Annotated in this window: 10 protein-coding genes; 5 read left to right on the forward strand and 5 right to left on the reverse strand. The window is 38.7% G+C overall.

The window, feature by feature from the left end:
• Positions 1-88: 88 nt before the first annotated feature.
• The gene (locus HHA43_RS07215) at positions 89-550 is read right to left on the reverse strand and encodes a DUF2147 domain-containing protein (protein ID WP_228284166.1); all 462 of its coding nucleotides are present in this window, start codon (positions 548-550) and stop codon (positions 89-91) included.
• Between the two features lie 413 nt (positions 551-963).
• On the opposite strand from HHA43_RS07215, the gene HHA43_RS07220 reads away from it, so the two are divergent.
• The 4 genes from HHA43_RS07220 (at position 964) to HHA43_RS07235 (ending at position 6016) form a co-directional block, all read left to right on the forward strand.
• On the forward strand, positions 964-2823 hold the full coding sequence (locus tag HHA43_RS07220; RefSeq protein WP_168418308.1) for an ABC transporter ATP-binding protein: 1860 nt from the start codon (positions 964-966) through the stop codon (positions 2821-2823).
• Between the two features lie 232 nt (positions 2824-3055).
• The gene (locus HHA43_RS07225; protein WP_168461103.1) at positions 3056-4084 is read left to right on the forward strand and encodes a helix-turn-helix transcriptional regulator; all 1029 of its coding nucleotides are present in this window, start codon (positions 3056-3058) and stop codon (positions 4082-4084) included.
• A 71-nt stretch (positions 4085-4155) separates the two neighbouring features.
• Positions 4156-4530, forward strand: a complete 375-nt coding sequence (gene gcvH / locus HHA43_RS07230) for a glycine cleavage system protein GcvH (RefSeq protein WP_168418306.1) — start codon at positions 4156-4158, stop codon at positions 4528-4530.
• Positions 4531-4822: 292 nt separating this feature from the next.
• Entirely contained in the window at positions 4823-6016 is a 1194-nt protein-coding gene (locus HHA43_RS07235; protein ID WP_168461104.1) for an MFS transporter, read from the forward strand.
• A gap of 118 nt (positions 6017-6134) precedes the next feature.
• Here the strand turns inward: HHA43_RS07235 and HHA43_RS07240 are convergent, their stop codons facing one another.
• The 4 genes from HHA43_RS07240 to HHA43_RS07255 all read right to left on the reverse strand — a co-directional run bounded on the left by HHA43_RS07240 (position 6135) and on the right by HHA43_RS07255 (position 11252).
• Positions 6135-7193: a 3-deoxy-7-phosphoheptulonate synthase gene (locus HHA43_RS07240; protein ID WP_168418304.1), complete on the reverse strand. Its 1059-nt coding sequence runs from the start codon at positions 7191-7193 to the stop codon at positions 6135-6137.
• Positions 7194-7674: 481 nt separating this feature from the next.
• Positions 7675-8850, reverse strand: coding sequence for a fatty acid desaturase family protein (locus tag HHA43_RS07245; protein ID WP_168461106.1), 1176 nt, complete (start codon positions 8848-8850; stop codon positions 7675-7677).
• 17 nt (positions 8851-8867) lie between these two features.
• Positions 8868-9893, reverse strand: coding sequence for a flavin reductase family protein (locus HHA43_RS07250; RefSeq protein WP_227592003.1), 1026 nt, complete (start codon positions 9891-9893; stop codon positions 8868-8870).
• Positions 9894-10136: 243 nt separating this feature from the next.
• Positions 10137-11252 (reverse strand): S-(hydroxymethyl)glutathione dehydrogenase/class III alcohol dehydrogenase, encoded by a 1116-nt coding sequence (locus HHA43_RS07255; protein WP_168461108.1) that lies wholly within the window; start codon positions 11250-11252, stop codon positions 10137-10139.
• Positions 11253-11380: 128 nt separating this feature from the next.
• Here HHA43_RS07255 and HHA43_RS07260 point away from each other — a divergent pair, with 128 nt between their 5' ends.
• Positions 11381-12937 (forward strand): phospholipase D-like domain-containing protein, encoded by a 1557-nt coding sequence (locus HHA43_RS07260; RefSeq protein ID WP_416240603.1) that lies wholly within the window; start codon positions 11381-11383, stop codon positions 12935-12937.
• Positions 12938-12996 lie beyond the last annotated feature (59 nt).

Here is a 12996-nt window from a genome sequence, read left to right on the forward strand (position 1 = left end):
AAGCTAACAAAGGAAAGCCACCTCTAATGGCTGCTTAACCTCTACTTTTAACTTCGGTTATTTATGGGAGGATTACCACTGAACTATATTAAAGTTTTTTCCACGTCATCGCTGTGGTGACATTTGCATGTTTGGCTTTACCAAATACTTTCATTTGGTTATTCGCCGTATTTAAACGCGCCTCAACTTTGTAAACTAGTCCATCATTTGGATCAAGCCATTGCCCTTGAGTAAATTGTTTTGGCGCTGAATTTGCAATTAATCCCTCTAAAGCCTGCATACCTTTAATTGGCTGATTCTTTAAAGCACCTTGGCATTTTGTACATAACCCTGCGTTACTTACACTTGCCGATGATAAATTCTGAGTAATTACGGCACTATATTGCAAAGATTTGGAGTTTTTACGAATCACAATTTCTGCAACATAGTAGCCTGTACGGTCATCAATGACTTTCCATGTACCAATTAATGGATCAAATGGCATGGCATTAACTGGAAAAATAAGCCCGAAACATAGTGCAATTGCACCTAAAAAGTTACGCATCATCATAAATATCAAATTAAGGAGTATAAACAGCACGCTTGTGCAAAATGGGCGCGATTATAGCAATTTATTCAAATTTAAAATAAATTTTTCATAAAAATTAAATATTTATTTGTTATGTGGTTGGTTTTATTTTACTAAAATTGTGATGTATGACTCTTTTTAAACATTTTATTTTTACTGGTTAAAGGATATTTGAATACTTATAGGCTTATTGCCTTGCAGTACTTTTAAGCAAGCTCATTTTAGCTTTCAACATTTAGCGCATTATGGCGTAAACTAGGCTTTCTTTTGATTTGAAAGTCAAAAATTAAAATTTGGCTTTACAAATACAAATCAAACTTTTGTTTTATTCAATTTAGTCTATTCATCTGCACGTTTTAGCTTAAATCTCAGTATTGTTAACAAGGTAAAGTCGCATGCTTAAGTGGTTCGAGAAACTTATAGATCCTTATCCAAATAAAGGTTTGACCGAACCCTTGCCAACCAAGTTTTTTCCTTTTGTTTGGCAAGCTGCTTCAGGCGTGCGTCCATATTTGCTGATACTGGTATTGTGTACAGCTGGGGCTGCTAGTTTTGAAGCCTTATTGTATGCAAAAATTGGCGATTTAGTGACATGGCTTAGCCAAAGCCAGCCAGATACATTTCTTGCACAACATCAGCAGAACTTAACTTTATTGTTTTTTATTTTATTGGCCAATATTTTCTTTGCCAGCGCACAATCTATCGTTAAACACCAAATATTGTATAGCGGCTTTCCAATGCGTTTACGTTGGCGCTTTCATAATTTAATGCTGCAACAAAGTCTGGATTTTTTCCATAACGATTTTGCCGGACGATTATCTGCCAAAGTCATGCAAACAGCTTTGGCAGTACGTGAGTTTTGGGTGATTTTGGGCGATATGCTCGCCTATGTCTTTATTTACTTTATTACAATCAGCATTGTACTTGGTGCAATTTCACCCATACTAATTCTACCGTTACTGGTTTGGTTAGCCTTATTTATTCTTGCAGCGACTTATTTTATTCCACGTTTAAGTAAAGTCTCGAACGAACAAGCCGATGCACGTGCAGTCATGACAGGACGTGTAACCGATGCCTATACCAATATTCAAACGGTAAAACTGTTTGCACATGCAGGCCGTGAAAGCCAATACGCCAAAGCGTCGATGCAAGAATTTATGGTGACCGTGTACAAACAAATGCGTTTAGGCGCTCAATATGAAATCAGCATCAATTTACTGAGTGTGGTGCTATATGTAGGAGTTTTGGGTACTGCAATTTGGCTCTGGCTCAATGGTCGTGCTGAGTTAGGTATTATTGCTGCAACTACAGCCATGATTCTTAAACTGAATAGTATTGCTGAGTTTATGATGTGGCAGACCTCTGCCCTGTTTGAAAATGTCGGAACCATCCAAGATGGTATGAAAACCCTTGGACGTCCAATCGCGATTCAGGACAAAGCCGATGCAAAACCATTACAAGTTGCTCAAGGTGAAATTCAGTTTAAAGATGTAAGTTTTGCCTATAACAGCAAAAATGTGATTGACCAGTTTAATTTAAACATTCGCGCAGGCGAAAAAATAGGAATTGTTGGGCGTTCGGGTGCAGGAAAATCGACCTTAATTCAATTATTGCTACATTTCTATCAGCTGAAACAAGGCACGATTAGCATTGATGGGCAGAATATTGAAGATGTCACTCAAGATAGCCTGCGTAAAAACATCGCCTTAGTTACCCAAGATACTTCATTGCTTCATCGTACCGTTGCAGAGAATATTAAATACGGTCGTCCAGAAGCGACAGATGAAGAAATGTATGAGGCTGTACGTAAAGCCAAAGCTGAAGAATTTATCCCACAATTGACTGATTTACGGGGCAAAAAAGGTTATGAAGCCTACGTGGGTGAACGTGGAGTAAAACTTTCAGGCGGACAGCGCCAGCGTATTGCAATTGCTCGTGTTTTCTTAAAAGATGCACCTATTTTAATTTTAGATGAAGCCACCAGTGCGCTAGATTCTGAAGTGGAAGCGGCAATTCAATCTAGTCTAGATGAGCTAATGCAAGACAAAACGGTGATTGCCATTGCGCACCGACTTTCCACTATTGCGCAGATGGATCGCTTAATTGTGCTCGATCAAGGACGTATTGCAGAACAAGGCACACATGATGAGTTAGTTGCTATGAATGGTATTTATGCGCAATTATGGCAACGTCAAACAGGTGGTTTCTTGATTGAACAAGATAAAATTCTAAAACCATCAGCTGATAAAAATTAGCATCTAAAGCATTATTTATCTTATTCGGGCTTTGATTAAATGCAGATGAATAGCATGAAGTCAAAGCCTGCTTTGTCTAACAATTTTCATAGAATTTCTTTAAATTTCATGCCAAGATGCAAAAGTCATCTGATTATATTTTCGGAGCTAACTCCTAAAAAAGAATGCTGAAAAATAGATGATGATGACGAACGCAAATTAAAATAAAACTTGCAAATGCAATGGAATATGCATGAAAACAATATCAACACGTCAGGAACAAGGTGTTCCTGGAGTATATGGCTTATTGGTTTTAGATGTTGTATCCCGCTGGGGATATAACGCAGATACCCTATTTGCACCATTTCAGCTAAACAGTGAAATGTTGGCAGCCCCTGAATTTCGAATTCCAACACCTGTTGCCAACGAATTAGTCAAACATGCCTTAAAACTGACTGGTGAAAATACGCTGGGCTATCATTTGGGCACACAAATGCGTATTTCCATTCATGGTTTTATTGGTTATGCCATTATGACTGCACATGAAATAAGTGATGCACTGGTATTGGCGAACCGTTTCATTCAGCTGCGTATGCCCTTTTTACAGCTATTTTTTTCGACCTTTGGAGAAAAAGCCAGCCTGCAGTTACAGTGTGATATTCACATGGAGCCTTTGCGCACAGAAATTGCAATTGCCTTAATGATTGGCATGATCACCATGACCAAAGCCATGACAGGCATGCAAGATTTTACAGGTGAAGTCGATTTTGACTTTCCAAAGCCAGAAGGCTTTGACCAATACATGGCTAAATTTCCCTATCATCAATTTCGTTTTGATCAACCTTATTTAGCACTCAGTTTTGATAAGCAATATCTTGGCTTAAAAATGATTAATGCAGATCCAATTGCCAGTCAAATTGCCATTAATCAATGTGAAGCAGAACTTTCTGCCTTGGGCGAACGTCGGCGTATTTCCATGCGTGTACGTGATATTTTGACTCATGCGGAACAACATTATTTAAGTATTGAGCATGTGGCTGACCATCTACACATGTCAGATCGCACCCTAAAGCGACAACTGGCTGCCGAAGGCACCTCTTTTTCAAATTTGGTGGATGAAGTGCGCTATCGGCATGCGACTTCGCTCTTGTCACGTACAGACTATACCCTAGAGCAAATTGCCGATGAGTTAGGCTATAGCGACGTGGCAAATTTTAGTCGTGCCTTTAAACGCTGGAGTGGACGCAGTCCGAGCAATTGGCGTAAAGATCCATATTTATAAACTTTTGTTTTTAGCAAAAAGCATGTATAAAACATGGCAAAAAGATTCGATACAATTTAAGGAGTTATCAAATGAATCACCCTGCAGACTTAAAATATGCAAGCACCCACGAATGGGTACGTATTGAAGGTGATTTGGTCGTCACAGGAATTTCAGACCATGCACAAGATGCTTTGGGCGATTTAGTTTATGTAGAAGCCCCAGAAGTTGGCCAACACGTTACTGCGGGTGATCAAGCTGGCGTAGTAGAATCTGTTAAAACAGCTTCAGATATTCATGCGCCTGTTTCTGGTGAAGTGGTTGAAGTGAATAGCAATTTGGAAGATGATCCTGATTTTGTGAATGATGAACCCTATGGCAAAGGCTGGATTTATAAAATCAAACCAGACAACATTGCAGATGTTGAAAAACTACTTTCTAGCGCTGAATACGAAGCTGGTTTATAAAATTTCAGTTACTCGTAACGGATACATAATTGAAAAATCAGCCTTAGGGCTGATTTTTTTATTCACACAATCTTAATTATCATATATTTATCTTATTGTGATAATTTGCCTATATAAAATTCAATAAAATTAAAGTTTTTCAATCGTATTATTAAATAACTGTACTTTTCACATAAGTTGTTTTATTCTATTTTGCATGATAGCGCTGTACTCTGTCTTCAATAACAAATCATCTGCATAACAATGTACGCACAGCGTGATCGCTCCCATTCACAAGCTATAGGTTATTCCCATGTCCTCCGTAAATGCCGAACATTTATGGAATAAGTCGTTTATTCTCTGCTTATTCAATAACTTGTTCTTATTCATATTTTATTTTGCGCAAACGACAATTCTGCCTATTTATATTGTGAATGAGTTGGGGGGCAGTCTGTCACAAGCTGGTCTTGCAATGACCCTGTTCATGCTCTCAGCCATTGCGGTACGTCCATTTAGTGGACTGATTATTGAAAAATTTGGCTATAAAAAGACCTTATATGTGTCTGAAATCCTGTTCTGTTTATGCAGCGTGGCCTATATTTTTGCAGATAATCTACAATTTCTTTTACTTTTACGCTTCTTACATGGAATTTGGTTCAGCATTGTCACTACGGTAACAGTACCTATTGCCAATAATTTTATTCCTGACAGCCGTAAAGGTGAAGGTATGGGCTATTTCTTGGTTTCAGTGAATTTGGGTATTGTCCTTGGGCCATTAATTGGTTTAAGCCTAATTCAATCCATTTCTTATGCCAGTATTTCAACCTTATTATCACTTAGTGTCTGGGTTGGCTTTGCATTTTGTTTAATGATTCCAATAGCGAATAAAAAAACTGATGTAGCACCCGTACCTAAACGTAAATTAGGCTTAAATGATTTTGTCGAGACAAAAGCAATCCCTGTTTCACTAATGGCAATGATGGTGGCATTTTCATACGCCAGTATTATGTCGTTTATTTCAACATTTGCAGAATCACGCCACATGCTGTCTTATGCCAGTTTATTCTTTGTGGTGTTTGCAATTTCAATGATGAGTTTACGCCCCATTACCGGCAAAATTTATGATCGCAAAGGGCCAAGTTATGTGATTTATCCTGCCATTACCCTTTTTGCTTTGGGTTTAATTGTGTTGAGCCAAGTGCAAAGTGTCATCGGTTTTATGTTTGCAGCTGTTCTAATTGGTGTAGGATTTGGTTCAGCTCAGCCTTGTTTGCAAACTATTTCAATTCAGCGCTCACCTAAAGACCGTATTGGACATGCGACTTCAACTTATTTCTGTTGTTATGATATTGGTATTGCCATTGGTGCTTTAGTTCTAGGCTTTGTGATTGCATGCTATGACTATACGGTTGCCTATTTGCTATGTGCTGTATTGACCTTTTTAAGTTTAATTTTCTATAAATTTGTGGTTGAAAAACCAAATAAATCTGTGGATGCTCATTCTTAATGTTTTTTGCTGAATCAAAACATTAGTGTATTGCATGATGTTGTTGCAGTATTTTTAATACACGTGTAAAACAAAACCCCTGAATAATTCAGGGGTTTAATGTTTGTGTCATATAATTTTAAGCTGTCTTGGCTAGATTTTGACAGCTTAAGTTTTCTGCAACTTCAAGTAAGAGTTGCTCTGTTTTATCCCAGCCTAGGCAACCATCTGTGACCGACTGACCATAAGTCATATCACAGGAAATTTTTTGATTACCATCGACCAAATGGCTTTCTAGCATGATGCCACGTACTTGAGTTTGCTCACGCTCTGCCACAATTGTACGTAATACCTGTGGTTGTAATTGTGGGTCTTTGTGACTATTGCCGTGGCTACAATCAATAATTAAAGCAGGCAACTGCCCTTTGCTTTTTGCTTTAATTTTCTCAATTTCTGCCAATTGGTAATTTGGACCTGAATTTGAACCACGCAAAATTAAATGTGCGTGCGGATTACCTTGTGACGCTAAAATTGACGGTAAACCAGATTGGCTCATGCCCATGAATTGATGTGGATGGCTTGCAGACTGAATTGCATCTAAAGCAATTTGAATAGAGCCATCTGTACCATTTTTAAAGCCAATGCTATATGGCATTAGGCTAGAAATTTCTCTGTGAATTTGAGATTCGCTGGTACGTGCACCAATTGCACCCCACGCCAGTAAATCATCAAAATAAGCGGTTGCCATTGGACTTAGAATTTCAGAAGCAATTGGTAAACCCATTTCTATAATTTGTAAGTAGAGTTCACGTGACTTTTCTAAACCTAGCTGCATATTGGCAGAGCCATCTAAGTCTGGGTCATACATAAAGCCTTTCCAGCCAACTGTAGTACGTGGTTTTTCGATATAAGCACGCATGACCAAAAATACATGATCTGAAATCTGGCTTTGTAATTGTTTTAATTTTTTTGCGTATTCAAGTGCAGCTTGTGGATCGTGAATTGAACAAGGTCCAGTAATGACCAATAAACGGGAGTCTGTACCCGCTAAAATATCTAGAATGGTTTGGCGGTGTTGTGCGACTTGCTGTTTTAACTCAATCGAAAGTGGAAACTTTGCTTTGAGTTGTTGCGGTAAGCTTAAACTAATTTCTGAACTGTTGTGCTGTTGTTGTAAAGCAGTATTTAAAGCATTCATTGGTTTGTTCCTTTGGACTGTGTTTCTGTTTACAGTCCGATCATTTATTTCAGCGTTATGGGTCTAATCGTTTGTAAGGTTTGAGTCATAAATTGACTAAAGTAAAACCAATAAAAGTTGCCAAAGTATGAATAATTAAGGTTATACATATTTTTCTCCAAAAAACTCATAAAAATCAAAATGAAATCGCAGGCATAAAAAAACCTGATCAGGGTTGCCGATCAGGTATCAACTGGTGGGCAACCTTTTTTGCCCGAACGCATCTCAGGCAATCATTTAAACTGCCAAAAGTAATAGTATGCGTTTACGATTAAAGGTTGCTTCAACATCTTGATTTCATCAAAAAATGAACTGTTAAAATTAAAATACGCTGTATTGTTCAGTTTGGCAATGCTTTTTCAAAAATATTTAACCTATATTTTTAATCCAAATTTGCCAACTGATAAGACTCCTCCTAAGTCTTTTCAGTGTATCTATGCTGTTATTTTTTAAACCACTGCCCTATTTTTTGTCGGGCCGTTTGTTGTATTGCTGCTTTAGCAAAACGCAACTGCTCAGATAAATCTTCTGCATTGGGTAAAGAGCATTTTGCTAAGCGTATCCAGACACTGGCAAATTGCTGAGTAAAACTGGCTTCGTTGTAGTGAATACCGTATTCTGCACAAAGTGCTTTTACCTTAGGTGCAGCTTCTGCATAGCGGTTTGCAGGCATATCTGGAAATAAATGGTGCTCAATTTGATGGCTTAAATTACCACTTAAAATGTGTAACCACGCTGTGCCACTGAAATTACTAGAACCTCGAATTTGGCGTAAATACCATTCAGCTTTAGTTTCATTTGCAGTGTCATCTGCTTCAAAATTCTCGGCATCTTCAGTGAAATGTCCATTAAAAATCACCGCCGATGCCCATACACTGCGTATGATATTGGCGACCACATTACCCGCAAAAACTGGCAGTGCATTTGGCCCTGCAATAAGCGGGAAAAATACATAATCTTTCACAACCTGACGTTTTATTTTTTTACGAACATCACGTGCTTCATGCCAAACCTCACGCCATGTTTTTGTTTTATAGACTAAAACATCTTCTAAATGTAGTCGCTGAATACCCACATACCATTCAAAAAACAGCATCAGTTGAATCGCCAGCGGAATATTGAACAAAAAGCGTGGTTCCCAAGCCTGGGATTCACTCACACGTAGTAAGCCATAGCCGACATCATGGTCTTTTCCGACAATATTGGTGTAGGTGTGATGAATATAATTGTGGGTATATTTCCAGTCATCGCCCGTGGCAATGGTATCCCAGTCATAATTGGCACCATTCAAATGAGGATCGTTCAACCAATCAAACTGACCATGCATGACATTGTGTCCCAACTCCATATTTTCAACAATTTTGGATACGCCCAGCAATGCCGTCCCAAGCAACCACACAGGTGGAATCCAGCCTGCAAACATGAGCAAACCACGTGAAGTGATTTCACTATATCGCACAAAATTACGAATTTTATAAATATAAGCTGCGTCTTTTTCATTGAGACTTTGCATTATCTCTCGTCGAATTTCTTCAACTTTGGCACCAAATTCTTCAACTTGTGCAGCATTTAAAAATCGGGATTTACTATTTTCATTAAAATATACGGGCTTATTCATTGTTATGCCTCACATTTTTATAAATTGATGGTGACAGGAGTTAAAGCCTGCGAAATGCATAATTTGATTTGAGTATTGGGCTCATGGCTCACTTCACCCGTGAGCATGTTTTGCACGCTTCCATTGAGTTTGGTACAGGAACAGGTATTGCAAACACCCATACGACAGCCACTTGCAGGTTTTAATCCTGCATGTTCTGCACTGTCCAATAAACTACCTTGAGCCATAAAACTTTGTTGAGCACGTAAAAACTGTACGGGTTGTGCTGTAATGTTTTCATTTGCTCTGAACTGAAAAAATTCAGTTTTTAATTGAGCGAATATATCTAAGTCTTGATAGATTTGCTGCGCACTTTTCATCAAAGCTGCGGCACCGCAGGCATAGCACATCCGCTGCTGAAAATCTGGAATATACTGCTGAATCAGTTCAAGCTGTAAGTGTTGCTGTTGCTGAGTCGTATTAAAATAATGCAATTTAAATTGAGGATACTGCTGAAGCAGTGAGTGCAACTCTGGAAGATAAGCATCATCGCGACTGAAATAAATCAAATCTAAACTTTGAGTGCTTTTCTTTAAGTGCTCGACTGCGAGTGCATAAATTGCGGTAATGCCGCTGCCCGAAGCAAGCAATAAAGTTGCCTGTTTGTGTGCAGATACATCTAGTATAAAGTCACCTTGCGCTTGTGAAATTTCCAGCACATCACCACGTTTTAAATTACATAGTGCATGTGAAACTCGACCTTGCTTTTTTACTGCAATGACGACATTACCCTGCGCTGTAATTTCTACCACAGAATAGCTGCGTTGCTGGCGGACACCTTGCAAAGTCAGCGTAACTAAAATACTTTGACCTGCACGTACATTGTTTTGCTTAAAGTTCTGATTAGGCCGAAGTTTAAGCTCAACAAAATCATCACTTAAATTACGTTGTGAGATGAGTTCTGCTTTGACTTTTTTCCATGCCCAAGTGGGATGAACTTTTTCTGCTATAAAATCGATAAAATCTTCACGAATCCATTCGGGTTGATAGGCTGTAATGCTCATGTTCATTCCCCTTGCGATAATGTTTTTAATTAAAATACAAATGTTCTTTATTTCTTGATTGAAGATAAAACTTGAGGTTTGGCTGCACCATGTCATTACAGGACAAAGCCGTGTCTTTAGAATTTTATTATGTGTTTTTGTCTAACAATTTAAGGTGGTGGGGACGTTAGCTGAACTTAAAAACTTAATAAAAAAACCGAGCCTAAGCTTGGTTTTGATGTTTTTATTTATTGAATCAAAATGTTATTCATCAAAATGAATTACACTACGAATTGATTTACCTTCATGCATCAAATCAAAGGCTTCATTGATTTGTTCAAGTTTCATGGTATGGGTCACAAAAGGTGCCAATTGAATATCACCACGCATGGCTTCATTTACCATTTCAGGAAGTTGTGAACGACCTTTCACGCCACCAAATGCTGTACCTTTCCAAGTACGGCCTGTAACCAACTGGAATGGACGGGTTGAAATTTCCTGACCCGCACCTGCAACTCCAATAATAATTGACTGCCCCCAACCACGGTGTGCACACTCCAAAGCCGAACGCATGACATTGGTATTGCCAATACATTCAAATGAGTGGTCTACCCCCCAACCTGTTTTTTCAACAATAACTTCCTGAATTGGGCGGTCATAATCTTTAGGGTTTAAAAATTCAGTTGCACCAAATTGTTCTGCCAGTTTGAATTTCTCAGGGTTAGTATCAATCGCAATAATACGGCTGGCTTTGGCTTTACGTGCACCTTGCACGACAGCTAAGCCAATTCCACCTAAACCAAACACTGCAACGGTATCGCCTTCTTGGACTTTGGCTGTGTTTTTAACTGCCCCCAAACCTGTCGTTACACCACAACCCAATAAACAGACCTGTTCGTGATTGGCTTCAGGGTTAATTTTAGCCAAAGAAACTTCTGCAACCACAGTATATTCACTAAAAGTTGAACAGCCCATGTAGTGATAAATTGGCTGCCCGTTATATGAAAAACGTGTTGTTCCATCGGGCATGACACCTTTACCCTGTGTAGCACGGACTGAAACACATAAGTTAGTTTTACCTGACTTACAGAATAAACACTCACCACATTCTGCGGTGTATAGTGGAATCACGTGATCGCCAGGTTGTACACTGGTCACACCTTCGCCTACTTCAACAACAATTCCTGCACCCTCATGGCCTAAAACTGCAGGAAAAACACCTTCAGGATCATCACCCGATAAAGTGAATGCATCGGTATGACACACCCCTGTATGGGTAATTTTGACCAAGACCTCACCTACTTTAGGCGGAGCAACATCAATTTCAACAATTTCGAGTGGTTGACCAGGGCCAAAAGCGACGGCTGCACGTGATTTCATGAGCACATTATCCCTAAAAAATTTGATTAACAGATGACTAACAGTATCCTCTTTCTATTGCGCGTTTCAAGCATTAACATGAATAGAATATCAACGTATAACAATATGCTAGAGAAGACTTAAGAATAATGACGCAAACCCCAACACAGTACAGGCTTGGGATATTGGCTTTTGCAGCTATTTTACTGACAGGATGCAGTTTGCCTATGAATCAAGCAAGTAAAGATAGTCCTGTAGAACACTATGTAGATCATTGGCTAAATGGCAATGAAATTGATGCACATTTGGCCAAAAATCTCACTGCTTATTTGGCACTGAACGATGCGTTCAGTAGTATCGCCTCGCGTTTATACTTGATTCAAAAAGCACAGCATCATTTAGATTTACAATATTATATTTGGGAAGATGACTTAATTGGTCAGCTAATGCTGGCTGAACTTTTAAAAGCTGCAGATCGCGGGGTAAAAGTACGTTTATTGATTGATGATCAAAACGGTACGCAACTTGATTCGACCTTAAAAAGACTGGTTCAGCATCCTAATTTTGAAATTAAAATCTTTAATCCCTACAAGTTTCGTAATATTCGCGTCTTGGATTACCTGTTTCGATTTAAGCAGATTAACCACCGGATGCACAATAAACTGATTATTGCCGATGGCGCGATTGCCGTTACAGGTGGCCGTAATATTAGTCGTGAATATTTTGATGCCAGTGAAAACTTCCAATTTACCGATATGGATATTCTGTTTTATGGCAGTGCAGTCCCACAGGCCAATGCTGTATTTTTAGACTTTTGGAATGATGAATTAAGTTATTCAGTGCATCAGCTACTCGGTGCAGGCAGCGCAGTTCAACTTAGAGAATTGCGTAATCTTTATGAACAAAATGCAAAATATAAAGATAAGATTCGTGAACGGGTTGCCAGTGCGCAAGAAGAAGTCAGCATTAAATTGGAACAGCACCCTGTACAGTGGGTGAATGCACATTTTGTGGCGGACTCTCCGAATAAAATTCGTGGCAATGCTGAAACTGAGCAACTTATTTATCAGCAAATGCTCAATATTATGGGCGAACCCAAACAGCATTTGGAATTAGTTTCTGCCTACTTTGTTCCAACCGAAAAAGGCATGCATGCCCTGACCAATTTAGCGAAAAATGATATACAAATTCGGGTGCTTACCAATTCTTTTCTAGCTAATGATGTGCCCTTGGTACATGCGTTTTACCAGAAATATCGGGTAGATTTACTCAAGTCAGGTGTGCAATTATACGAATTTAAACCCTATATAGAGCGCAAAAGAAGAACTTGGTATGAAGTTGCAACGGGCAATGTAATTCCCGCCAAAGGTAAAAATGCTTCAAGTTTACATGCTAAATTCTTTGATATAGATGGTATGGTATTTGTAGGTTCTTTTAATTTTGATCCACGCTCTGCCAATTTAAATACTGAGGTCGGTTTAGTTCTAGAGTCAGAACAGCTTCAAAATGATGTTTCTCAATCTTTAGACCAATACTTACCGCAAATTGCCTATCAACTCAAATTAAATGAAGATGATGAACTGATTTGGTTAGATCACCAAGCCGACGGCAGTGTTAAAACCTATACCCATGACCCCGAAACCACAAAGTTCCAACGTTTTATGATGCATGCAATCTCTTATTTACCCATTGAATGGATGATGTAATGACATTGTAGTGTCTTTTATAGAGTCTAATAAAATACGTATTGATTGTGGATACCAAT

The organism is Acinetobacter sp. A2 (assembly GCF_012371325.1).
In the GTDB taxonomy this organism is placed as follows: domain Bacteria; phylum Pseudomonadota; class Gammaproteobacteria; order Pseudomonadales; family Moraxellaceae; genus Acinetobacter.